This is a genomic window from Calditerricola yamamurae (assembly GCF_054654135.1).
Window position 1 is genome coordinate 551,441 of the sequence record NZ_BAAIFH010000006.1, and the last position, 22,444, is coordinate 573,884.

At 63.0% G+C, this 22,444-nt stretch carries 23 protein-coding genes; 6 read left to right on the plus strand and 17 right to left on the minus strand.

The features are described from left to right. Positions 1-21: 21 nt before the first annotated feature. Positions 22-276: a mersacidin/lichenicidin family type 2 lantibiotic gene (locus ACYQ0Z_RS09030; protein WP_459867015.1), complete on the minus strand. Its 255-nt coding sequence runs from the start codon at positions 274-276 to the stop codon at positions 22-24. An 804-nt stretch (positions 277-1,080) separates the two neighbouring features. Between ACYQ0Z_RS09030 and ACYQ0Z_RS09035 the strand changes: the two genes are divergently transcribed. Further along, positions 1,081-2,307 carry an IS256 family transposase gene (locus ACYQ0Z_RS09035; RefSeq protein ID WP_459864370.1) on the plus strand — a complete coding sequence of 409 codons (1,227 nt, stop codon included), beginning with the start codon at positions 1,081-1,083 and terminating at the stop codon, positions 2,305-2,307. Between the two features lie 226 nt (positions 2,308-2,533). Beyond that, positions 2,534-3,841 carry an APC family permease gene (locus ACYQ0Z_RS09040; protein ID WP_459867018.1) on the plus strand — a complete coding sequence of 436 codons (1,308 nt, stop codon included), beginning with the start codon at positions 2,534-2,536 and terminating at the stop codon, positions 3,839-3,841. A 58-nt stretch (positions 3,842-3,899) separates the two neighbouring features. On the opposite strand, the gene ACYQ0Z_RS09045 is transcribed toward ACYQ0Z_RS09040, so the two are convergent. The 10 genes from ACYQ0Z_RS09045 to ACYQ0Z_RS09090 all read right to left on the minus strand — a co-directional run bounded on the left by ACYQ0Z_RS09045 (position 3,900) and on the right by ACYQ0Z_RS09090 (position 13,065). Then, positions 3,900-4,430: a MogA/MoaB family molybdenum cofactor biosynthesis protein gene (locus ACYQ0Z_RS09045; RefSeq protein ID WP_459867021.1), complete on the minus strand. Its 531-nt coding sequence runs from the start codon at positions 4,428-4,430 to the stop codon at positions 3,900-3,902. Positions 4,431-4,495: 65 nt separating this feature from the next. Then, the gene (locus tag ACYQ0Z_RS09050) at positions 4,496-5,092 is read right to left on the minus strand and encodes a DsbA family oxidoreductase (RefSeq protein WP_459868835.1); all 597 of its coding nucleotides are present in this window, start codon (positions 5,090-5,092) and stop codon (positions 4,496-4,498) included. Positions 5,093-5,376: 284 nt separating this feature from the next. Then, a complete protein-coding gene (locus ACYQ0Z_RS09055; protein WP_459867024.1) occupies positions 5,377-5,658 on the minus strand; it encodes a hypothetical protein in 282 nt (93 codons plus the stop codon). A 6-nt stretch (positions 5,659-5,664) separates the two neighbouring features. Then, on the minus strand, positions 5,665-5,955 hold the full coding sequence (locus ACYQ0Z_RS09060) for a hypothetical protein (protein ID WP_459867027.1): 291 nt from the start codon (positions 5,953-5,955) through the stop codon (positions 5,665-5,667). Then, positions 5,900-6,310, minus strand: a complete 411-nt coding sequence (locus tag ACYQ0Z_RS09065; protein WP_459867030.1) for a hypothetical protein — start codon at positions 6,308-6,310, stop codon at positions 5,900-5,902. Before ACYQ0Z_RS09065 ends, ACYQ0Z_RS09060 begins: the two co-directional genes overlap by 56 nt. Positions 6,311-6,668: 358 nt before the next feature. Continuing rightward, complete coding sequence (gene recG, locus ACYQ0Z_RS09070) at positions 6,669-8,729, minus strand: ATP-dependent DNA helicase RecG (protein WP_459867033.1); 2,061 nt, start codon at positions 8,727-8,729, stop codon at positions 6,669-6,671. A 25-nt stretch (positions 8,730-8,754) separates the two neighbouring features. Further along, positions 8,755-9,666 (minus strand): L-serine ammonia-lyase, iron-sulfur-dependent, subunit alpha, encoded by a 912-nt coding sequence (sdaAA, locus tag ACYQ0Z_RS09075; protein WP_459867036.1) that lies wholly within the window; start codon positions 9,664-9,666, stop codon positions 8,755-8,757. Between the two features lie 28 nt (positions 9,667-9,694). Further along, complete coding sequence (sdaAB, locus tag ACYQ0Z_RS09080; RefSeq protein ID WP_459867039.1) at positions 9,695-10,360, minus strand: L-serine ammonia-lyase, iron-sulfur-dependent subunit beta; 666 nt, start codon at positions 10,358-10,360, stop codon at positions 9,695-9,697. Positions 10,361-10,446: 86 nt separating this feature from the next. Beyond that, on the minus strand, positions 10,447-11,307 hold the full coding sequence (locus tag ACYQ0Z_RS09085; protein WP_459867042.1) for a DegV family protein: 861 nt from the start codon (positions 11,305-11,307) through the stop codon (positions 10,447-10,449). A gap of 60 nt (positions 11,308-11,367) precedes the next feature. Next, positions 11,368-13,065, minus strand: coding sequence for a DAK2 domain-containing protein (locus tag ACYQ0Z_RS09090; RefSeq protein WP_459868838.1), 1,698 nt, complete (start codon positions 13,063-13,065; stop codon positions 11,368-11,370). Between the two features lie 279 nt (positions 13,066-13,344). On the opposite strand from ACYQ0Z_RS09090, the gene ACYQ0Z_RS09095 reads away from it, so the two are divergent. The 4 genes from ACYQ0Z_RS09095 to ACYQ0Z_RS09110 all read left to right on the plus strand — a co-directional run bounded on the left by ACYQ0Z_RS09095 (position 13,345) and on the right by ACYQ0Z_RS09110 (position 16,750). After that, the gene (locus ACYQ0Z_RS09095) at positions 13,345-14,796 is read left to right on the plus strand and encodes an ISLre2 family transposase (RefSeq protein WP_459864219.1); all 1,452 of its coding nucleotides are present in this window, start codon (positions 13,345-13,347) and stop codon (positions 14,794-14,796) included. 152 nt (positions 14,797-14,948) lie between these two features. Next, complete coding sequence (gene rpmB / locus ACYQ0Z_RS09100) at positions 14,949-15,137, plus strand: 50S ribosomal protein L28 (protein ID WP_459867045.1); 189 nt, start codon at positions 14,949-14,951, stop codon at positions 15,135-15,137. A gap of 112 nt (positions 15,138-15,249) precedes the next feature. Beyond that, on the plus strand, positions 15,250-16,485 hold the full coding sequence (yedE, locus tag ACYQ0Z_RS09105) for a selenium metabolism membrane protein YedE/FdhT (protein ID WP_459867048.1): 1,236 nt from the start codon (positions 15,250-15,252) through the stop codon (positions 16,483-16,485). 82 nt (positions 16,486-16,567) lie between these two features. After that, positions 16,568-16,750, plus strand: a complete 183-nt coding sequence (locus tag ACYQ0Z_RS09110; protein WP_054671877.1) for a sulfurtransferase TusA family protein — start codon at positions 16,568-16,570, stop codon at positions 16,748-16,750. A gap of 124 nt (positions 16,751-16,874) precedes the next feature. Here ACYQ0Z_RS09110 and spoVM read toward each other — a convergent pair whose 3' ends face one another. The 6 genes from spoVM to rlmN all read right to left on the minus strand — a co-directional run bounded on the left by spoVM (position 16,875) and on the right by rlmN (position 22,440). Further along, positions 16,875-16,955, minus strand: coding sequence for a stage V sporulation protein SpoVM (spoVM, locus tag ACYQ0Z_RS09115; protein WP_459868841.1), 81 nt, complete (start codon positions 16,953-16,955; stop codon positions 16,875-16,877). An 89-nt stretch (positions 16,956-17,044) separates the two neighbouring features. Beyond that, entirely contained in the window at positions 17,045-17,728 is a 684-nt protein-coding gene (rpe, locus tag ACYQ0Z_RS09120; protein ID WP_459867052.1) for a ribulose-phosphate 3-epimerase, read from the minus strand. A 2-nt stretch (positions 17,729-17,730) separates the two neighbouring features. Next, a complete protein-coding gene (gene rsgA, locus ACYQ0Z_RS09125; protein WP_459867055.1) occupies positions 17,731-18,612 on the minus strand; it encodes a ribosome small subunit-dependent GTPase A in 882 nt (293 codons plus the stop codon). A gap of 31 nt (positions 18,613-18,643) precedes the next feature. Further along, positions 18,644-20,623 (minus strand): Stk1 family PASTA domain-containing Ser/Thr kinase, encoded by a 1,980-nt coding sequence (pknB, locus tag ACYQ0Z_RS09130; protein WP_459867058.1) that lies wholly within the window; start codon positions 20,621-20,623, stop codon positions 18,644-18,646. Further along, the gene (locus ACYQ0Z_RS09135; protein ID WP_459867061.1) at positions 20,620-21,375 is read right to left on the minus strand and encodes a Stp1/IreP family PP2C-type Ser/Thr phosphatase; all 756 of its coding nucleotides are present in this window, start codon (positions 21,373-21,375) and stop codon (positions 20,620-20,622) included. Before ACYQ0Z_RS09135 ends, pknB begins: the two co-directional genes overlap by 4 nt. A 6-nt stretch (positions 21,376-21,381) precedes the next feature. After that, on the minus strand, positions 21,382-22,440 hold the full coding sequence (gene rlmN, locus ACYQ0Z_RS09140; protein ID WP_459868844.1) for a dual-specificity RNA methyltransferase RlmN: 1,059 nt from the start codon (positions 22,438-22,440) through the stop codon (positions 21,382-21,384). Positions 22,441-22,444: the final 4 nt, after the last annotated feature.

Here is a 22,444-nt window from a genome sequence, read left to right on the forward strand (position 1 = left end):
GTTTCCGGGGCGCCTGTTATTTTAGCAGCAAATCCACGTCATAACAGGACATTCGGTCGTGGCAGTGCAGACACGACCGCAAGAACCTTTATCCGAATAACAATTGCAATAGCTGTTAGCGGTATTACCCCCAACTACTCCTTGCAACTCGGCTGCATCTAGCTCGGCAAGAGGCAAACCAGCTGGATTTTCCGGCAGAGCCGATAACTCTTCCGGGGAAAGGGAACGACGGAAATCCGGATCTTTCCAAGCACGAATAATGCGATCCACACTCATTTTTGAAATGCCTCCTTAATTTTAATTATTTTATGGAAAATACAAACTTCTATTGACTTAGTAGTCCTTTATTCAAATCTCTCACCTCCTTCCTCCTATTCCATCTTACCCCTTGTGGACTTGCTTAATCAATAAAAAAATTTCGACATAATTCGGGTCTTTTCTCCACTCTATACGTTTTGGTAGAACACTTCAATGATCTCCCGATCCCAGCCGTTTTTCTGTGTGTCCCAAAAATAAAACATCTCATAGGTGCATAATTCTCACACCTTCGAAAACCCCCGCCGGTTAATCCGACGGAGTGTTTAAATTCCATCTTGTCACTCAAGCATTGGGCACAAGCCAAAGGAGCAGACGTACCGCTTCACCATGTTGATGCGCGCTAGAAATCTGGCATTGATACCGCCGAGGTCGAGTTCGGCCATGTACGGAAGCACACAGCGTACGACAGCCGGAGCGCGCCGGGCTTGATTTTGGCACGGTTGACGTTATAGATGTTTTCTCGTGTCTCCATCATTCGTTTTTGTACGATCTTAAAAGTTAAAAACATATTGGACACACTCATAGTCCATTCGATCAAAATCGATATACCCATTTACTTCCATCAAAAAACGGACATATCTATAGTACTAGTCAACCATATGCCCAAAAGTATTGTCTGATCATCGGCCAGCTTACACCAAGTTGAGTCCATATTCTTGTGTAAAAAGGACTCTCTGAAAAAAGTCAGAGAGCCATTTCCAATCCCCCTCGGTTAGAATGGAGCTTGAACCCACAAAAACCAAAAAGGGAGAGGGGATCGAAATGGCTCACTATCAGATTACCGTAGATGCACAGCTTTTGCATCAACTTTTTCTCCGCGACACGAAAGACGATGCGCTCGCCAAGCTCCTGGAGTCCGTCTTGAATCAAATTTTGCAAGCTCAGGCCACGGAGCAGCTGCGTGCAGAGCCCTATGAACGGACGGAAGAACGCCAGGGATACCGCAATGGGACGTATCCGCATCAGCTCACGACCCGGGTGGGTACCCTCACGCTTCGGGTTCCGCGGTTTCGAAACGGGAAGTTTTCGACGGAGCTGTTTGCCCGTTATCAACGGAGCGAACAGGCGCTGGTGTTGGCCTTAATGGAAATGGTGGTGAACGGGGTATCGACGCGCAAAATTGAACAGATCACGCAGGAGCTGTGCGGTACGGAGTTCTCGAAATCCACCATCTCGGAGCTGTGCAAGCGGCTGGATCCGGTGGTCAAGGCATGGAACAACCGGTCGCTTGAAGAGAAGGCCTATCCCTTTGTCCTCGTCGACGCGCTGGTGCTGAAGGTACGCGAAGAGGGGCGCGTCCGGTCACGCGGCGCGCTTATCGGAATTGGCATCAACACCGAGGGATATCGTGAGGTGTTGGGCCTGATGCTTGGCGACAGCGAGTCGGAAGCCAGCTGGGGCGAGTTTTTCAGCTGGTTGAAAAGCCGCGGGCTGCATGGTGTTGATGTGGTGGTGTCGGATGACCATCGCGGGCTCGTACGCGCCATTCGGCGGCACTTTCAGGGCGTAACCTGGCAGCGGTGCCAGACGCACTTTGTGCGAAACATTCTCGATGCTACACCAAAACCGCTGCAGGAGGAGGTCCATGGCCGGGTACGGGCCATCCTGGAGGCACCGGATATGGAGACGGCACGGCAACTCCTGAAGCAAACGCTGAAGGCGTACGAGGAGAAGGCACCGAAAGCGATGGCGATCCTGGAAGCCGGTTTTGAAGACGCGACGGCGGTCTTGGCGTTGCCAGAAAAGTACCGGAGGCGGCTGCGCACCACCAACGCCGTTGAACGGCTGAATGAGGAGATTCGGCGCCGTGAACGAGTGATTCGGATCTTCCCCAACCGCGAGTCCGCCTTGCGGCTTTTGGGTGCTTTGCTGATGGAGATTGACGAGAAGTGGGCCAGCGGCAAAAAGTATTTGGGCATGACCGAATACCTGGAATGGCGTGCCGCTCAGGAGGCCGAAGCGTCTGCGAAAGTGGTGCGGGTCAGCTAGGGGCCATTCCCTTACCGACCGTATGTAATTTCTTGGGATAAGCCCGTTCGAGCCGAGGGGCAATTTTACACAGAAATTTGGACTTGATCTTACACCATCTTGCTAAAGTCTTTTTGTTTATCTTGATACCGTATTGGTCATCTCCATTTTTTAGTAACGAATCGTCTTGCCCGATTTTATCACCCGGTGTAGGATGGGATTACAGTCAAGAGAAGGAGGGACGTTCATGGAGGCGCGTTTAAACGGGCATGCGCGCCGCCACGCTCCGCTGGGCCGCGTGCACGGGGTCGCCTTGTATGTCGGCGCTGTGCTTGGCTCCGGCATTTTACTACTCCCCGGCCTCGTTGCGGAACGGGCCGGCCCCGCTTCGCTGCTGGCGTGGGGGCTCATGAGTGTCGCCATCGTGCCCCTGGCCCTAACCATGGCCCTCCTGGCCGCGCGCTACCCGGGTGGTGGCGGCGTGGCCGCTTTCGCCCGGAAAGCGTTCGGCCCCGCCGCCGGCGCCGCGACGGGATGGCTGTTCCTGTTGGCCACGCCCATCGGCGGACCCCTCGCCGCGTGGATTGGTGCCACCTATGCCGCGGCGGCGATCGGTCTCCCTCCGAACGCCGCCGTATGGCTGACCGCGGCCATTCTCCTGGTCGCGTTCGTGTCCAACCTGCAGGGCTTCAAGGGAGCCGGCGGGCTGCAGGTGGCCGTCGTCGGCGGCATCGTGGCGGTGCTCCTGCTCGCCCTGTTGGCGGCCCTTCCCCACCTCGATCCGCAGCGCTTTGTTCCCTTCGCCCCGCACGGCTGGATCGGCATCGGGCAGGCAATGGCGCTCACCTTCTGGTGCTTCGTGGGGTGGGAAGCCGTCACCCATCTGTCCGGCGGGTTCCGCGACCCACGAGGTGATCTGGTCCCGGCAGTGCTGTGGGCGGCAGCGATCATCGGCGCCCTGTACCTCGGCGCGGCGCTGGTCACGGTGGGGACCGGCAGCTACGGCCCGGGGAAAACGGAGGCAGGCTTGGTGCAGGTAGCCCAGGTGGCCCTCGGGCCCGCGGCCGGCTGGCTAATCGGAGCCGTAGCCCTCTTCTGCGCCACCGCCACCGTCAATGCTTATGCCGGTGCCGCGGCCCATCTCGCCCGCGCCCTCGCCGAGAGCGGCGCGGCCCCGCGCATCTTGGCGCGCTCGCTCGCCCGTCGTGACGTGCCGATCGGCGGCCTGCTCGCGCTCCTGGCGGGATGGACCGCCGTGTTCGTCCTGCTGGCCGCCGACCCTGCGGCGGTCCGCCGCCTCATCGCCCTTCCCACGGCCAACTACCTTGCCCTTTACCTCCTCGGCGCCGCGGCGGGCATTCGCCTGGCCGAGCGGCGCGCCGAGCGGGTCCTGGCCGTTGCGGCACTGGCCACGTGCGCGCTGGCGCTTCCCTTCCTGGGATGGAGCGCGCTTTACCCCGTTGCCATCGTCGCCGGCCTGTTTGCGGTGCGGCGATGGTTCGGCCCCTCCGCGCGGCATCGGCACCGCCCGCCTGCCGCCGCGTTTCGCCGCTGAGGTGACGGCGTCCGCGGCCGTTTTCGGGAGGGAGCCGGTTCCGATGCGGTCACGGTCGTCACCGGTGCCGGTCCTTGTAAATCTCGCGCATCACGTGACGGATCTCCGGCAAAATGAGGCGTGTCAAGGCCAGGCGCACCGCATTCGAGGAGCCGGGCATGGCAAAGACGGCCGTCTGACCGAAGACGCCGGCGATGGCCCGGCTCAGCATCGCCGCCGCGCCGATCTCCTCGTAGCTAAGCCAGCGAAAAAGTTCGCCGAAACCGGGCATTTCCTTGTCGAGAACGTCGCGCACCGCCTCGTAGGTGGTGTCCCGCCCGGCGATGCCGGTTCCTCCGCTGAGCAGGATGGCTTCGACGTCATCCCGCGCAGCGGCCTCGCGGAGCACGCCAGAAATCCGGTCGTACTCGTCCGGGACGATGCGGTAGTCGACCACTTCGTAGCCGTGTTCCCGCAACAACGCCATCATCAGCTGGCCGCTCTTGTCCGTCTCCGGCGTGCGCGTGTCGGAGACGGTGACGACCATGCAGCGCACGGTGTCGGGCCCTTCGCGGCGATGCGCGTCAACGGACATCGACTCGCGGGACATCGCTTCGCTCCCCCTTTCGCGTTTCCGGTTGGCATGCCCGTATGGAACGGGATCGGCGGGGCCGCTCAACCGCACCCGTCCCGCCCACAGGCCGTCCCCGCCTCGTCCGCGCCCCTTTCATGCCGTGCCGCCTCGGCGATGGCCCGTTCCAGGGCCTCCTTACGTTGCAGACCAACGAGAACACGCGGGCCAATGACGAAGGTCGGCACGGCGGTGATGCCCATTTCCTCGACGGCGTGGCGCAGGGCCTTGCGGTGAACCGCCTGATAGGTGCGCGCATCAAGCGCGGCGCGAAACGCTACCGCATCGAGTCCCACGTCGCGGGCCAGCTCCGTGAGCACGTCGAGATCACCGATATCTTTCCCTTCCTGGAAGTAAGCGGTGAAAACCCGGTGATGGTAAGCGTGGCCCTGGCCGTGCTCCTTGGCGAAGTGGTACCCCTCGAAGGCCAGATGGGTATGGGGCATGGGAGAGATGGGCGGGAGAATCATCCGCACGCCCAGCCGTTGGGCTAAGGGTTGAACTGATTGGGTCCACACCCGTCGCACGTAGTCCGATTCTGGGCGAAGCGTCGGTGTCGGGTACGGATGCAATTCAAACGGCATCCACTCGACCTGAACATCCTTTCCTTTCACTGCTTCGTTGAGCGGAACCTCCGCCAGGAAGCAGAACGGTCAGACAAAATCGGAATAGACGCGGACGATAACCGCCATGTGTCTCCCCTCGCTTTCGTGGCATGCGGGTTGTCCCGTTCACCGCGTTGTTGGGTTGATGCGTAAACCGGCTCCCCCTACACCATAGCACAAAGGATGGGGCAGCCGCTGTCTTTATTTTGCGCCGCCGCTTTCCACCAATCCGGAACGGCCCCCTCGCGCCGCACGCACAGAAACGGGCCTCCCGCAGGAGGCCCGTTACCGCTTGTCCGTCCCTTCGACACCGTCAACGCTCATTTTGTTTTACCGGTCCCTTCCGTCGACACCGTCACCGGCACCAGCGCCCGGCCCGCGCCGTATTCCACCACGAGGAACGCCGCGTACGCGGTACGCTTGCTCGTGGGCACCTTCACCGTGGCCACCGCCCGCCATTTCCCGTCCGGTGGCACGGCGTTCGCGCCGAGGTTCTTGACCGCGATGGCCGTGTTCGGCTCGGCGTCGCTGGCATTGACGAGGGCCTTCCTGTACTCGATTTCGGCATGCCCCGACGGCGTGGCGAAGTTGTCGATGAGCACCGTGTACTACAGGTCGTAGTTGTCACCGGCCGGGTTGGTCAGCGAGCGTATAGCCGGCGCAACGGTAAGCGTCCACTGATCCGGCTCGGCGATCACGCCGCGCAACTGGACCTTGAGCGCGTACCGTCCTGCGGCCAGCCGATACGCGGGACCGGCCTGCCCGTGGCTGGCATAGACGTCCACCTCCCACACCCCCGGCTGGGGATGGGGAATTTCCACGATGCTGACGTCATCGGCCGAGTCAAGGCCCACATAAGGCACGTCGCGATACAGCAGGCCGTCCGGCGTATACACCATGGGCTTCAAGCGTCCAGGGGGGCCTGCCCGCCGCGTGCCGCGCCACCTGCAGGGTGATCACGGCCTTCTCTACCCCGTGCGGCATGCGGAAGAAATAGCGCGTGTACTTGGCCGTCGGCACGCTGGCTTCATCGCTATAGGTGTCGCGGGTCTGGACATCCAGTAACACCGGTACGACAACCGATACCGGGATTTCGAGATCGGTTACGCCGTCGCCGTCATCGAGACGGATCACCGAACTGTAAAACCCCGGCACCAAGTGCTTCGTGTTTAACGTCACGGGAAGCGGCGCCGTCCCCGACCGCTTCTTTCCGCGATTGGCAGGGATGGTAACCGCCTTCGGCGGCGACGACATGCTCGTCCCCTGATACACCCGGTATGGAGAGCCTGCCGCGATGTATGCCCTCGATGTGACGGCCGCCGTGCTGTCTCCCGGCACGCCGATGGTGATGACGCCCGGCCCGCTGTTGCCGGCAGCGATGGTCCCAGCCGCTCTTGTGCCGTTCCCTCCTTTTGCGTCCGTCCTATGGTTTCTATTCGATGGGAATTTTGGGTTTCCTTCTGATACGGAGAAAAATTTCCTCCATTTCCCGCCCCGGATGTACCGCAGCGCCCCCATGTTCCCAGGGGAAGCGACAATGAAAAAAGAAAAACAGGCCGGTGAGCAGGCCTGTTCTCTTGGCGATGGGATCCCCGCGTTCCGCGTTTCCCTTTCAATCCAGCTTAACGCCCTCCAGCACGCCTTCCCGTTCGAGATAGGCGCGCAGGGCGGCATATTCCGGCATCGTCCAAAAGGCAGGACGGCTGACCAGGTCGGCAGCATCGGCCCGTGCCGCGTCCAGCAGCACGGCGTCGCGGGCCAGGTCAGCCACTTTGAAATCGGGCAGCCCGCTCTGGCGCGTGCCGAAGAGGTCCCCCGGGCCGCGCAGTTCGAGGTCACGTCGGGCCAGCTCGAAGCCGTCCGTGGTCTCCATCATAATGCGCATCCGCTCGCGGCCCACCTCCGACTTGGGATCGGCGACGAGAATGCAGTACCCCTGGTGCTCCCCCCGGCCCACGCGACCGCGCAGCTGGTGCAGCTGGGCGAGGCCGAAGCGCTCGGCGTCGTAGATGACCATCACCGTGGCGTTGGGCACGTTGACGCCCACTTCCACCACCGTCGTGGAGACGAGGACGCGCGCCTCACCGCGGGCAAAGCGGCGCATGACGGCATCCTTCTCCTGGCCCGACAGGCGGCCGTGCAGCAGGGCAACAGGGTAGCCGCGCGGTTCAAAGCGCGCGCGGAGGCGCTCGTACCAATCGACGGCGTTTTCCAAGTCCAGCTTTTCCGACTCCTCGATCAAGGGGCAGATGAAGTAGGCCTGGCGTCCGGCAGCCAGCTCCCTTTCCACAAAGGTGAGGACACGCTCCATCAGCGCTTCCTTCACCCAGTAGGTCTTCACCGGCTTGCGCCCCGCGGGCAGCTCGTCCATCACCGAAACGTCCATGTCCCCGAAAACGGCGAGGGCCAACGTGCGCGGAATGGGCGTCGCCGTCATAAACAGGGCATCGGGATTCAGCCCCTTCTGCCGCAGGATGCGCCGCTGTTCGACGCCGAAACGATGTTGCTCGTCGGTGATGACCAGGCCCAGGCGGCGGAACTGTACGTCCTCCTGGATCAGGGCGTGCGTTCCCACCACGACGTCGACCAGGCCCATGGCCAGTCCATCCAGGATCTCGCGGCGCTCTCGAGCCGTCGTCCGGCCGGTGAGCAGGGCCACCTGCACGCCGTGGGGGGCAAGGAGGCCCTCCAGCGTGTCGCGGTGCTGCTCGGCGAGGATCTCCGTCGGCACCATCAGCGCTCCCTGATAGCCGGCGCGAACGGTGGCGAAGAGGGCGACGGCCGCCACCACCGTCTTCCCCGACCCGACATCGCCCTGCAGCAGGCGGTTCATTGCGTACGGCGCTTCCAGGTCGTTGAGGATCTCGGCGATGACACGCTTCTGTGCGCCGGTCAGGGGAAAGGGGAGCTGGCGTACAAAGGCCCGCACCGCCTCTCGCGGGACGGACTTTGCCTCACCCGGCGCGTTGCGGCGCGTCGCGTAGCGGTAGGCCTGCATCTTGAGCTGGAAGAAAAAGAGTTCCTCGTACGCGAAACGCCGGCGGGCGCGCTCCCCTTCGGCGGCATTCCGGGGGAAGTGCATCAGCCGGAGCGCCTCGGCATAGGGCAACAGCTTGCGGCGGGCCACAACCTCGGCCGGAAGCGGGTCAACCAGCTGCGGTCCAAAGGCTGCAAGGGCCGCAGCCACGGCCTGGCGCACGAGGGACACGGGCACGCCCTCGCGCACCGAGTAAACGGGCACGAGCCCCTCGTTGTGGCCCTTCCCCGGCCAGCGGTAGGCGTCGACGGTGATCTGCGCCCGGTAGCGGTCCCACTTGCCGCTGAGGAGGATCCGCTTGCCCGGAGCAAGCTGCTTGGCCAGGTACGGCCGGTTGAAGACCACCGCCGTGGCCAGCACCGGTCCGACAAACACGCGAAAGGCCAGGCGCGACTTCTTCTTTCCGTATGCCCGCAGCACCGGCTCCCCCCACACCTCGCCCTCGACGGTCACCCGCTCGCCGTGCTGGACCGTGGCCAGGTCGCGCACGCGCCAGTCGTCATAGCGATAGGGAAAGTAGGAGAGGAGGTCGCCTACGGTGGCGATGCCGAGGGTGGCCAACTGGCGGGCACGCTCCTCTCCCACGCCGGGGACGGCCGTCACCGGCAGCTCGAGGATGCGAGCGTTGTTTCCCATCGTTGCCCCCTCACTCGCACCCGCGTCAGTCGCCGGTCTGCTGCGGCTCGATCGCCGGCGGGCGGCCGAAAATCTTGGCCGCCAGGGCACGGCCCGTTGGTGTCGCCGCCAGCCCGCCCAGGGCCGTCTCTTTGAGCGCCCGCGGCATACTGGCACCGATGCGGTACATGGCCTCGATCACCTCGTCGGGTGGGATAACGCTGGTGACGCCGGCCAGGGCCAGATCGGCGGCGACAAGGGCGACGGCCGCCCCCATGGCATTGCGCTTGACGCACGGCGCCTCAACCAGTCCGGCCACGGGATCGCACACCAGCCCGAGCAGGTTTTTCAGGGCAATGGCCACCGCCTCCCCCGACTGGCGCGGCGTGCCGCCAGCCATTTCCACAATGGCCGCCGCTGCCATCGCTGTAGCCGAACCCACTTCCGCCTGGCAGCCCCCGGTAGCCCCGGCAATAAAGGCGTTGTTGGCAATAATGTACCCGATGGCGCCCGCCGTGAACAGGAAGCGAATCTGCTGCTCCCTTGTCGCCTCCAGCTTCTCCGAAAGGGCAAACAGCGTCCCCGGGACAACGCCGGCGGCGCCGGCCGTGGGCGTGGCGACGATCGTGCCCATGGCCGCGTTCACTTCATTCACCGCCATCGCCTTGGACACGGCGTCAAGCACCGTGTGGCCGGACAAAAACATTCCCCGGGCCAGGTACTCCTGCACCTTCTTCGCCGCGCCGCCCGACAGGCCGCTGCGCGAGCGGATGTCCTCGGTGATGCCCCGTTTGACGGCCTGTTCCATCACCTCGAGGTTTTGGGCCATCTGGTTCCAGATCGCCTCGCGACTGCGGCCGGAGACGGCCATTTCCGCCTCGATCATCGCCTCGGAGATCGGTTTTTGCTCCCGTTCGCATCGCTCCACCAATTCCTTTATGCTCCGGAAGTGGACCATCTTCCCCGCTCCTTTGCCGTTTCCTCTGCTATACCGGCTGGACGTAGTTGGCCGCGAGCACGTGCGGAATGGCCGCAATCTCCTGGATGGCATCCCCCGGTATCCCTTGGTCGGTCTCGATGACCATCAACGCCTCGCGTCCGCGCTCCCGGCGCGACACTTCCATGTGCCCGATGTTGATGGCGTGCTTGGCCAGCACGTTTGACACGGCCGCAATCATGCCGTACCGGTCCTCATGGAGCACCAGGAGCGCCGGGTGGTTGCCGGACAGCTTCAGGGCAAAGCCGTTTAGCTCGACGATCTCAATCTTTCCGCCGCCGATGGATATTCCGACCAGTTCCAGGCTCCCTCTCCCGTCGCGCAGATGCACGCGGGCCGTGTTGGGATGGGGCGCCTCCTCGTCCGACAGGCGAAACACCACGCGAATGCCGCGTTCGGCTGCAATCTCTAGGGCCCTGGGAATGCGCGGATCGAAGGTGTCAAAGTCGAGGATGCCCCCGACGATGGCCACGTCGGTACCATGACCGCGGTACGTCTGGGCAAAGGACCCGTAAAAGGTAATGACGACCTCCTTCGGTTCGCGGCCAAACAGCGCGCGCGCCGTGCGGCCGATTCGGGCAGCGCCCGCGGTATGGGAGCTGGACGGCCCGATCATGATCGGACCGATGATGTCGAACACGGATCGGTATTTCATTTCCGCCGCCTCCCCTGTTTGCAACCCGACCAACCGTGGTCATGCCCACAACGAAAGCGCTTCCGCAATTGCCTTCCAACATCATTTTATATGGTTACCAGTGAGACGGCGAGGGTGCCGATCCCCACGTGGGCACCCACCACCGGCCCAATCTCCACCACATCGACGGGGCCCTCCACGCGAAACATCGCCTGCACGCGCTCCCGGAGCGCCGCCGCCTCGTCGGGCACGGCGGCATGCAGGACACCCGCGTGCACCGGTCGGTCTCCGACCCGTTCCGCCAGCAGGGCAAAGAGACGATCGAGGGCCTTCCTCTTGCCGCGTACCTTGTCGGCCACCCCGATTTCGCCGGCTTCCAATGTCAGCAGGGGCTTGATCTGCAGCAAACTCCCCACCAGCGCGGCGGCGCGACCAATGCGCCCGCCCTTTTGCAGATACTCGAGGGTATCGACCAGGAAGAAGACGTGCGTGTTCGCGCGAAGGCGGTCCACCAGCGCAACGCATTCGTCCGCCGACGCCCCGTCCCGCGCCGCCGCTGCCACACGCTGCACGATATACCCCATTGGGTATTCTGTAAGCTTCGTGTCTACAACAACTACATCGGCCCGATCGGCCACCAGCTGCTTGGCCACCGTTGCCGCCTGCAGCGTTCCGCTGAAACGGGACGACAGGTGAAGGGAGAGAATGGTTGGCCGTGCACCGCCGGCCCGCTCGATAATGCGCTCGTACACGGCCACGAAATCGTGGGGCGACGGCTGGGACGTCTTCACCGGCACGTCCCCCTCCCCCATCCGCTCGTAAACGGCGGCTGCGGTGATGTCCACCCCGTCGCGGTAGTTTTTGTCGCCGATGTGCACCACGATGGGGACCACGGCGATGCCGAGGCGCTCGGCCGTCTCTGGCGGCAGGTTTGCTGTGCTGTCCGTTACCACGTACACCCCATCCACCCAATCCCCTCCTGAAGGCAAATTCGTTTCCTTCGTCACGCTCCCAGCCTGCGGGCAGGCTCACTCCACGGAAAAGATAAAGGAATAGACCGGTTGCTCGCCGCGGTGGGCTTCCACCTCCAGCTCCGGCCATGCCGCAGCAATGGCGGAAATCGCCTCCTCTACCGTCTGGTCGTCGACATCGGCTCCGGCCAGCACGGTAACCAGCGACGCGTCGGCATCGATCAGCGCCTCGAGCAGCTGCCGCACGACGGGCAACAGCTCCGTTCCGGAAGCAACGATCGCCGACTCGGCAATGCCGAGGTAGTCTCCCTTCCGGACGGCCAAACCGTCCGTTACACCATCGCGCACCGCCGTGGTGACGAGCCCCGTCCTTACTGCGGCGGCCGCCCCAAGCATGGCGGTGCGGTTCTCGTCGAGGGAGCGGTCTGGATCAAAGGCCACCATCGCCGCCAGGCCCTGGGGAATCGAGCGGGTAGGCACGACGATCGCCGGCACCCCCGCCAGGGTCGCCGCCTGCTCGGCAGTCAGCACCACGTTCCCGTTGTTGGGCAGCACGATCACCTGCCGGGCACCCGTCTGCCGAATGGCGTCCGCGATCGCCGCCGCGGACGGGTTCATCGTCTGCCCGCCTTCCACGACCACGTCCACCCCTAGGCCGCGGAACAGCCGGGCAATGCCCTCGCCGGCCGCCACGGCCACTACGCCGTAGGGTTTGGGGGCATTTCCCGGTTCGGCGGCCCCCTCTATGAAGTCGGCGTCAGCAGCATCCCGCGCCCCGCCGAGAAACTGGGCATGCTGCTGGCGCATGTTCTCGATTTTGACGCGGAGAAGTTCGCCATAGGTTTGGGCCAGGTTGAGAACGGTACCGGGCGTTTCCGTGTGGATGTGGACCTTAACCAGTTCCCCGTCGGCCACGACAAGAATCGAATCACCGTGACGGCTGAGTGTCTCGCGGAGGGCCTCCTCCCGGAAGGCAGGCGCGCCGGCCGGATTAAGGCCGATCAGCACCTCCGTACAGTAGCCGTAAACGATCGGTTCGGTAGACGAATGGGCTTTCATAGTCCGAAGAGAAACGGAGGCATGTGCGCCTTCCGACGCTGCGAGGCCCGGGATTGAAAGCGCTTTCCCTTCCGTCCACGCGCCTTCGCCCCACAGAGCATCGAGGAATCCCTCGTAGACGTACACCAGCCCCTGTCCCCCGGCATCCACAACGCCGGCCTTTTTCAGCGTGGCCAAGAGCTCCGGCGTCTGGCGCAAGGCCATACGGGCCGCCTCCAACGTCTCCGCCATCACCGTGACCACGCTGCTGGTCCGCTGCGCGATTGCCGTCGCCCGGGCGGCAGCTAACCGGGCCACGGTCAGCACCGTCCCCTCTGCCGGTTCGAGCACGGCCTGATACGCCATGTGCACGCCGGCCTCCAGCGCCTTTGCCAGACCGGAGCCGTCGAGGACAGCGCGGTCGCAGCAGGCCTGCGCAAACCCACGGAACAACTGGGACAAGATGACCCCGGAATTGCCGCGGGCACCCATCAGCAATCCGCGCGCAAACGCCTGCAGCGCTCGGCCAAGATGTGCCTCAGCGGCGCGCCGCAGCTCGGCAACCCCTGCCTCCAATGTCAAGGTCATGTTGGTCCCCGTATCGCCGTCGGGAACCGGAAACACGTTCAGCGCGTTGATTTCCGGTGCGTGATCCCGAAGGCGTTTCAACGCGGTTTCCGCCATACGCGTAAACCATACTGCGTCGATTGTCTGCACCAACGGCGTTCCTCCTCATGTTGCATGTCGTTCTTCGTTGGATATGCCGAACAGATTCAGATCGCCGCGCCTCATCGCCGCTTCCGCCTGTCGTCCGCTCGCCGAACGCCTAACGCCCATTGTACATCACGGATTGCACCCTTGGAAAGACGATGCGCGTTCTGAGCGTGTAAAGTTTCAGTAGGAACACGGTGAGGAAAAAACGAAAAGAGACCTCACCGCAAGTTGTCTGGCCAGGCAACTTGCCCCGACACGAAGTCGAGGAGGCGGTGAGGTCTCATGAAATTGATTCGCGAAACCGTGCAAGAAATCCTCCTTCTTGTGCAGGAAATGGCTGACCTCCTGAAGCAAAGCCCGGATTTTGAGGCATTGGAGAAGGGCATCTACCGACTGGTGCAGCAGGCAACCCTCCGGCTTTTGCAGGCGGCCTGTGCGGAGTTGGATCAACAGTTTATGAAAAACCGGGATCGGAAGCATTTAAAGATCGTGCATCGCAAGGAGCGCACGGTCCTGACGCCCTTTGGTGAGGTGCGTATTGAGCGGCGGTACTACGTGGACCGGGAAAGCGGTCAGGGCCGGTACCTTCTGGATGAGGCGCTGGGCTTGGCACCACGCCAGCGGCTTTCGCCGTGGGCAAGACAGTTGGCCGTAGCCCTGGCGGTGGAGATGCCGTATCACCGGGCAGCGGAAGTGCTCAAGCACGTGACGCTTGGGAATGTGGACATCCGGGCCATGAGCATCTGGCAGGAGGTACAAAAGGCCGGTAGGGAATTGGGGCAACAGATCGAACAGCGGCGGCGGGATGTGTTTGAACGGGGCGTAAGCCCCAAAGGGCAACGAAAGAGCTCGGCAGTGTATGTGGAAGCGGATGAGGTTTGGGTACCAGCCCGGCGTTCGGAAGGGAAGCGGGCAACGATTCCCGTCAAGGTGGCGGTGGCCTACGAGGGAAAAGGGGACGTTTCGGCCCAGCGGCGTCGTTTGCAAGAACGTTGTGTGCATGCCGGTGTAGCAGAAGGGACGACCTTTTGGGAAGAGTGCGTGGCGAAGTTTGGTGAACATTGGGATTTCGGCGCAGTGGAGCGATGGTATGTGGGGGGTGATGGAGCGGCGTTTGTAAAAGAAGGGTGTGCGTATTTTCCGGGAGCGCAATACCGGCTCGATCCGTTTCACCTTCGTCGGAACCTGGTGGAGAGTCTTCGACATGACGAGAAGGCGTATCGGGAGGTTTGTGCTGCGCTGGCAACGTCCGATTGGGAAGGGGTTGAGCAGGCTCTGAAAGCAGCCGAACATCGCAGCCGCGGGGCACAGCGGCAGCGGGTGGTTCAGTTGCGGCGCTATCTGCGGACCAACTGGGAAGGCATTCGGGAGTTGGGAGAGCCCGTGCGATTAGGGGCGATTGAGGGACAAGTGTTTCATCACATTGCACGGCGGATGAAGCGTCATGGAGCGCGTTGGAGCGTCGAGGGGGCCGGCCGGTTGGCGCGGCTTTTGGCGTCGCGGGCAAATGGGGAACTGGCTGAAGTGGTGAAAACCAAGTGGACAGCCCAACCGGAAAGAATGAGCCATGTGTTTGGCAAAGGAGCGGCGGAGGAAAGGGAAAAGAGTTGGAGAGCAGACATAGAGGGATGGCTGCGCGCAAGGATTCCGGCCCTTAACGGGCCTGGATCCGGTGCGCCTTGGGTAAAGTATGTGCTTCGTGAGCTTGTGCGGGCGATTCCAAGAAGGGTGTAAACCGATCACTCAAATTTTTGTGTCGGGGCACCTACTGAAAGTTGACACGCACGCGCGTTCTGCGCGCCTTGCATCTCTTCCGTTGCTGTGGTAAGATTGACACAGTGTTTTTCTGCCTCACCGCATCGACCCTGAACGGAGGAGGTGGCGACATGGCACGCGTTTGCTATGTGACGGGAAAGCGTCCGTCCACCGGACATAAAGTGAGCCACTCGAATAAGAAGTCCAAGCGTCGCTGGATGCCGAACCTGCAAAAGGTGCGCATTCTGGTGAACGGCAAGCCGAAACGCGTATGGGTCAGCGTCAAGGCGCTGAAATCCGGCAAAGTGCAGCGCGTCTGAGCCTCGTCCAGACGCGCGTTCTTATATTGCTCGTCTATTGCTCGTCGGCAAGCAACGCATCCGCGGAGGAAGCGCACAACCAACGGGTGCGATGCGTGAAGGGGGAACGACGGTGCAACGCCTCTACACCAAACTATTGGATAACTACTGGAACCCGTACGTGGCCGTCGGTCTGGCAGGTGTGCTCAGCGCCCTGTATTTCGGCGTGACCGGCACCGTCTGGGCAGTGACCGGTGAGTTTACGCGTTTCGGCGGTCACCTGCTGCAGGCCATGGGGGTCGACGTCTCCCAGTGGGCGTATTTTCAGATGATCCACATGGACGGAACGCCGTTGACGCGGACCGACGGCTGGATCGTCTTCGGCATGCTGTTCGGCGCGCTGATCACGGTGCTCCTGGGCAACCACTTCAAGCTCCGGGTGCCCCAGCAAAAGCGCCGCCTGCTGCAGGGGTTCATCGGGGGCGTTATCGCGGGGTTCGGGGCCCGCATGGCTCTGGGGTGCAACCTCGCGGCCTTTTTCACCGGCGTCCCGCAATTCTCCTTCCACTCCTGGATCTTCATGATCACCACCGCCGCCGGTACCTACCTTGGCGTCAAAATCGTGCAAACCCCCTGGTGGCGAGGCAAGCCGAATCTGACGCGTGTGGCGGGCAAACCGATACCGGCCGCAGCAACAACGTCCCGCCGGAAGGTGCAGCCGCTCCTGGGCCTGCTGGTGCTGGTTATTTTTGTCGCCATCGTGGTCCACTACCTGATTGCCGGCAAGCCCCTGCTCGCCGCGGCTGCCTTGTTCGGTGCCGGATTCGGCATCCTGATTGAGCGGGGACAAATCTGCTTCACCTCTGCCTTCCGCGATCTCTGGGTCAGCGGCCGTGCCGTCATGACCAAAGCGTTGGCGGTCGGCATGATGATTTCCGTCGTGCTCACCTTCTGGTTGATTCAGTCCGGCATGCCGCCGGTCATCAAGGTGGCCGCTCCCAGCACCGCGCTGGGCGGTCTCCTGTTCGGGCTGGGCATCGTCCTTGCCGGCGGCTGCGAAACCGGTTGGATGTACCGCGCCATGGAAGGGCAGGTCCTGTTCTGGGTGGTCGGCGTGGGCAACATCACAGGCGCAACCCTGCTGGCCTACGCCTGGGACCATCTCGGCCTCTACCATGCGCTTACGGAGGGCTGGAAGCCCATCAACTTGCTCGAGACTTGGGGGCCCTGGGGCGCGCTATTCGGCACCCTGGCCATGCTGCTTTGCTGGTTCCTCATCGCGTCGTGGTGGGAGAAGCATTACCGGTTCGGCCGGGGGCTGAAAGCGGCAGAACCGCGCCTCATCCCGCAGAAGACGACCGTTCAATGAGGAAGGGGGGAGCCAGATGGCCGAGGAGTGGAAAGCGGATTATCTCCTCGATATCCGCGGCGAACCGTGACCCTATCCGGTCGTGTATGCGCTGGATGCGCTGAATCAGATGAAACCCGGAGAAGTGTTGCTGGTGATCGCAGACTGTCCGCAATCCTTCCGCAGCGTACCCGAAGAGGTGGTCAAACACGGGTACGAGCTAATGCGCGAACCCGAAAAACGCGGACAAGACCTCTATTTCTACATTCGCGTTCCGCGTCCGTAATCCGCACGGCATAAAAACCCTCCCCCCACCAGATCCCTCCGACAACAACGCGTGCAGACCTGATCGCAGCAGTACCGGCCTGCACGCGGGAGGTTCTGGTGGGGGGCTTTTTTTGTGCCGTCCATTATTTTTTTCCTAGAAGACCCAACATCACCTTTACCAGTCCGCCCAAAAACCGCGGGAGTTTGATGGTATAAAACCGCACACCTACCCCTCCTTCATCCCCTCCGTGATGACGGCACCTTCACGTTAGTAAAAGTATATTCAGCCGGTGCCGAGAAATGTGTGCCACACTCAGGAAGGGGAGCGAAGGGAGAAGCCGTGCTGTGCTGCGGCGCGGATCGCGGCGATGGCTGCGCGGCGATCGGCAGCCCCGAACACAGCCGATCCGGCAACCAGCACGTCGGCGCCGGCTTCGGCCACCTGCGACGCCGTTTGTGCGTTGATGCCGCCGTCCACCTCGAGGTGCACGTGGGAAAGGCCACGCTCGTCGAGCCAGCGGCGGACGGTGCGGATCTTCGTCAGCACGCCGGGAATGAAGGCTTGTCCCCCAAAGCCAGGGTTGACGGTCATGAGCAAGACCAGGTCCACATCATCAAGGATGGCGGTCAGCATCTCAGGCGGCGTCGCGGGGTTAATCGCCACGCCCGCCTTGGCGCCGGCCTCCTTGATCTGGTGCACGACGCGGTGCAGGTGGATACACGCTTCCTGGTGCACGGTGATGATGTCGGCTCCCGCACGGGCGAAGGCGGCAATGTACCGTTCCGGTTCTTCGATCATGAGGTGCACATCGAGGGGTAACGTCGTATGGGGGCGCAGCGCCTCGACGATCATCGGGCCGATTGTCAGGTTAGGGACAAAATGGCCGTCCATCACGTCCACATGGATCCAATCGGCCCCGCCTGCCTCGACGGCATTCACTTCTTCGGCCAGACGGGCAAAGTCCGCCGACAAGATTGACGGAGCAACACGAATCATCCTCAGTACCTCCGCGCTTCCCTTTCACGTATCTCGGTCAAAAAGGCCAAGTAGTGGCGATAGCGGGACGGGGGAATCGCCCCGGTGTCCGCCGCGGCGCGCACCGCACAGTCCGGCTCCCGCACGTGCAGGCATCCGCGAAACCGGCAGCCTTCCGCCGCGCGGCGGATCTCCGGAAAACAGGCGGCCAGCTCTGTTGACGCAATGTCCCCAAAATCGAGCTGGCTGAACCCCGGCGTGTCGGCCACGAAACCGCCGTCCGGTAGACGGATTAGCTCTACGTGGCGGGTGGTGTGCCGCCCGCGGCCAAGCTTTTTGCTGATGGCCCCCGTGGGCAACTTGAGCTCCGGCACGAGGGCGTTGAGCAAGCTCGATTTCCCGGCACCCGACTGTCCAGCAAGCACGCTGACGCGGTCCTTGAGACGTGCGGCCACCTCCTCGAGACCCCGGCCGGTGACGGTGCTCGTGGCCACCACGGGATAGCCGGGCGTCTCATAGAGGCGCCGCACCGCGTCGATTTCCTCCTCGTCGTCGACCAAGTCGGCCTTGGTCAGGACGATGAGGGCCTCGAGCCCCGCCTGTTCTACGTGTACGAGGAACTTGTCGGCGAGCAGCGTGCTAAAGTCCGGCTCGCGAAGGGAAAAGACGAGCACCGCCTGTTCCACGTTGGCAATGGGCGGACGGACAAGGGAATTCTGGCGCGGGGCCACTTCCGTTACCACACCCTCGTCCGTACCAACGGGCTCAAATTCGACCCAGTCACCAACAAGGGGGGTGATCCCCTTTTTGCGAAACACCCCCCGCGCCCGGCACTGCCACACCTTGGAACCGTCATCTACAGAATAGAATCCGCCAATGGCCTTGATGATTCGACCCGTTGCCATCGCATCACCTGCCTCGACGATCGTTTTGGCTTCAGGTTCCGCCGTTCTCTACCACGTCACGGTACCGGACCGTCTGGCGCCGGACCAGCTTGCCATTCTGGTACACCTGGATCACGCCGTCCGCATCGGGCGAGAGGATCAGCGGCACCTCGATGGTTTGCGGGCGTGACACGGTACGACTCGCCACGGTGAGCGGGACGCCGCGGGCATCCTGTACTTTGATGGTGACGTCGACCGGTCCATCCTGGGGCAACACGAGTACCTCTTCCACCACTTCCACAGCACCGTCCTTAAGCCCGCCGCTCACCCACACGTCTACCGAGGCCCCGGGCTGGACGTTGTCCCCGGCATTGTACGGGTACTGGCGGAACACCGTCCCCTTTGGCCAATAGCTGCGCTCTTCCCGCACGCTGCCCAACTTGAGCCCGTGTTTCCGCAGGGTGTCCTCCGCTTGGGCCAAGCTGAGCCCGGCGAGAGACGGCATGGTGACCGTCTCCCGCCCTTTGCTCACGACAAGGTGTACGCGGGTCTCTTGCGGGACCACCCGGTCCCCCGGGGCCGGTTCCTGGCGAATGACGTGGCCCGGCGGCGCCTCATCGCTGTATTCTTCGTCAACCGTCCGGCTCAAAAACGCGGAAAGGAGTTGTTCGGCCTGGCTGCGCGGAAGCCCGCGCACGTCCGGCATCTCCACTTTCTCGGGGCCCTGGCTGACGTAGAGGGTGACAGTACGCCCCTTTTTCACCACCATGCCGGCCGACGGTTCCTGGCGGATCACCAGGTTCCGCTCCACTTCGTTGCTGTGACGCGAGACCACGTCGGCGACAAGACCGGCCTCTTCCAATTTCTTTTTGGCCAGGTCCACGTGCATGCCCTCGACACGCGGAACCGTCACGTCGGGCACGATCAAGAGGCCCATCGCGTAGTTGAAGCCGAGCAGCCCAAACACCAATCCAAGCGAAACGGCCAACGCCCAGCCCAGGAGGCGCACAACCCGCCGCTGTCCTCGGGCCTTCCCTGCCGCCTCGCCGCTTGCCGCCGGTTTCGATTTTTCCGCCCGTTCCCCCGGTTCGCCCGCCGTTCCATCCGATGGCCGCGGTTCCTCCTCCGCGGCGACCCCTACGGCGGGAAGCACCTTCGTTTTCTCCAGGTCCTCTTCGTCGATCGGCGGTTCCCACACCGGCTCGTTCTGCCGCTCCGGCGACAAGGCCGTCTTCAGGTCCTCGAGCATCGCCTCGGCCGACGCGTACCGGTGGCGCGGATCCTTGGCCAGGGCCCGCCGAACAACATTCTCCAGGCTCTGCGGGATCTCGGGACGGAGGCGACGCGGGGGCACAAAATCGGCCTGCAGGTGTTTGAGCGCCACGCTGATCGGCGAGTCCCCGGTGAAGGGCACCTGACCCGTCAACATCTCATACAAGACAACCCCAACGGAATACAGGTCGGACTTTTCATCCGCGATGCCGCCGCGGGCCTGCTCGGGCGACAGGTAGTGGACAGACCCGATCATCGACCCGGTATGGGTGATCGTGTTGGCCGTCTTGGCCCGGGCGATGCCGAAGTCAGTCACCTTCACCTCTCCGTACTTGCCGATAAGGATGTTTTGCGGCTTGATGTCACGGTGAACGATACCGCTTTCGTGCGCGTGGACCAGGGCCGACAAGATCTGCACACCGATAGCCACGACCTCCTCGGGCGGAAGGGGACCGCGGCGCTGGATGTATTCCTTCAGCGTTTCGCCGTGCACACATTCCATCACGAGGTAGTGAATGTCGCCGTCCTGGCCGACATCGTAAATGTTGACCACGTTGGGGTGGCTCAGGCTGGCCACCGCCCGTGCCTCGCGATGAAAGCGGCTGACGAAGTCGTCATCCTGGTCGTCCTGCTCCCGCAGCACCTTGATGGCCACGATGCGGCCGAGCAAATGGTCTTTGGCCCGATAAACGACGGCCATCCCCCCGCCGCCCAAGCGGGAGAGAATCTCGTACCGCCCGCCCAAGCACTTGCCGATCATCGCGCCTCACCTCGATTCTCCCCCTTGTTGCGCAACACCACGACCGTGATGTTGTCGTCTCCCCCCGCTTCGTTGGCCCGTGACACGAGGCGGTCGACGGCTTCGGAAGCCGTCGCCGCGGAAGCCAGAATGGCCGAGAGATCGTCTTCGGCCACCAGCGAGGAGAGGCCGTCGGAACAGAGCAGGAGGGCATCGCCCCCTTGCCAGGTGAAGCGCGCCACGTCCACGCGCACCCCCGAATCCGTGCCCAACGCCTGGGTGAGCACATGGCGCTGGGGGTGATGCTCCGCCTCCTCGGGAGACAGGTGGCCGTGCTTGACCAGTTCGTTAACCAGCGAGTGGTCCTCCGTCAGGCAGACCATGCGACCACCAGTCAACTGGTAGGCCCGGCTGTCGCCGACATGGGCCACCACGCCGCCTTCGACCCGGGCGATGGCCGCCACAACCGTCGTGCCCATGCCCTCACACGCCGGGTGGGCTCGCGCATGGGCGAACACGGCGTCGTTGGCGCGCAGCACCGCTTCGCGCAACGCCTCCCCGAGTTCATCCAGGGAGGCGCTTAGCAATGCACGCATCTCGCGCACCACCGTCTCGACGGCGATCTGGCTGGCCACCTCACCCGCCTGATGCCCGCCCATGCCGTCCGCCACCACCGCCAACACCGTTCCCCCTTCGTCCACGACCAAGGCCGCACGGTCTTCGTTGACGCGGCGAACTTGGCCGATGTCGCTCTTCCACGCGGCGTCGATCACCCCTTGTCACCTCGCCCGTTCCACCAAGGTCTCGCGCCGTTTCTGCCGGTTGTGCTGGGCGCGCAACTGACCGCACGCCGCGGCGATGTCACTGCCGTGCTCGCGGCGAACGGTTGTCGGGATCCCGTGGCGCTGCAGGATGTGCTGGAAGCGGAAGATCTCGTCGCGCGGGGTGCGGACGTACCTGCGCTCCGGGACGTAGTTGACCGGGATCAAGTTGACATGGCAAAGCAGGTCGCCCACCAGCCGGGCCAGTTCCTCGGCGTGCTCCGGCCGGTCATTCACGCCGCCGAGGAGGGCATACTCAAAGGTAATGCGCCGCCCTGTCGTATCGACGTAGTAGCGGCACGCCTCCATCAGTTCCGACAGGGGATAGCGGCGGTTGATCGGCATGATGCGGGAACGAAGCTCGTCGTTCGGCGCGTGCAGGGAAACGGCCAGCTTGACCTGCAGCTTGGCGTCGGCGAAATCGTAGATGCGGGGCACGATTCCGCTCGTGGACACGGTGATGTGCCGCTGGCCGATGTTCAACCCCTTGTCGTGATTGATGATGGATAAAAAGGCCATGAGCGCCTCGTAGTTTTCGAAGGGCTCGCCGATGCCCATCACGACGACGTGGCTGGCCCGCTCCCCTTCGCGGTCGAGAAAACGCTGCGCCTCCACCACCTGGGCCACAATTTCCCCCGCCGTGAGATCGCGCACCTTCCCCCCGATGGTTGACGCGCAGAACGTACAGCCGATACGGCATCCTACCTGCGTTGTCACGCACACGCTGTTGCCGTAGCGGTGGCGCATGATCACCGTCTCGATGGCGTTTCCGTCACGCAGGCCGAAGAGGAACTTCACCGTCCCGTCCTTCGACACCTGGCGCGTCACTTCGCGCAACGCTGCCAGATCGAAGGCCTCGGCCAGTTTCCTGCGCAGCGCCTTCGGCAAGTTGGTCATGGCCTCGAAGGACGTGACACGGTGGCCATAGAGCCACTGGTAGAGCTGCGTGGCGCGGAAAGCCGGTTCGCCCATGTCCACCAAGCGCTGGCGCAACGCATCATACGGAAAGTCGTACATCAGG

What these genes read in the sequence shown, in the direction of transcription:
- ACYQ0Z_RS09030 (WP_459867015.1), bottom strand. Translation starts at nt 276, where the DNA reads ATGAGTGTGGATCGCATTATTCGTGCTTGGAAAGATCCGGATTTCCGT.
- ACYQ0Z_RS09035 (WP_459864370.1), top strand. Translation starts at nt 1,081, where the DNA reads ATGGCTCACTATCAGATTACCGTAGATGCACAGCTTTTGCATCAACTT.
- ACYQ0Z_RS09040 (WP_459867018.1), top strand. Translation starts at nt 2,534, where the DNA reads ATGGAGGCGCGTTTAAACGGGCATGCGCGCCGCCACGCTCCGCTGGGC.
- ACYQ0Z_RS09045 (WP_459867021.1), bottom strand. Translation starts at nt 4,430, where the DNA reads ATGTCCCGCGAGTCGATGTCCGTTGACGCGCATCGCCGCGAAGGGCCC.
- ACYQ0Z_RS09060 (WP_459867027.1), bottom strand. Translation starts at nt 5,955, where the DNA reads ATGGTGTATACGCCGGACGGCCTGCTGTATCGCGACGTGCCTTATGTG.
- ACYQ0Z_RS09065 (WP_459867030.1), bottom strand. Translation starts at nt 6,310, where the DNA reads ATGTCGTCGCCGCCGAAGGCGGTTACCATCCCTGCCAATCGCGGAAAG.
- recG (WP_459867033.1), bottom strand. Translation starts at nt 8,729, where the DNA reads ATGGGAAACAACGCTCGCATCCTCGAGCTGCCGGTGACGGCCGTCCCC.
- sdaAA (WP_459867036.1), bottom strand. Translation starts at nt 9,666, where the DNA reads ATGGTCCACTTCCGGAGCATAAAGGAATTGGTGGAGCGATGCGAACGG.
- sdaAB (WP_459867039.1), bottom strand. Translation starts at nt 10,360, where the DNA reads ATGAAATACCGATCCGTGTTCGACATCATCGGTCCGATCATGATCGGG.
- ACYQ0Z_RS09095 (WP_459864219.1), top strand. Translation starts at nt 13,345, where the DNA reads ATGAAATTGATTCGCGAAACCGTGCAAGAAATCCTCCTTCTTGTGCAG.
- rpmB (WP_459867045.1), top strand. Translation starts at nt 14,949, where the DNA reads ATGGCACGCGTTTGCTATGTGACGGGAAAGCGTCCGTCCACCGGACAT.
- rpe (WP_459867052.1), bottom strand. Translation starts at nt 17,728, where the DNA reads ATGATTCGTGTTGCTCCGTCAATCTTGTCGGCGGACTTTGCCCGTCTG.
- rsgA (WP_459867055.1), bottom strand. Translation starts at nt 18,612, where the DNA reads ATGGCAACGGGTCGAATCATCAAGGCCATTGGCGGATTCTATTCTGTA.
- pknB (WP_459867058.1), bottom strand. Translation starts at nt 20,623, where the DNA reads ATGATCGGCAAGTGCTTGGGCGGGCGGTACGAGATTCTCTCCCGCTTG.
- rlmN (WP_459868844.1), bottom strand. Translation starts at nt 22,440, where the DNA reads ATGTACGACTTTCCGTATGATGCGTTGCGCCAGCGCTTGGTGGACATG.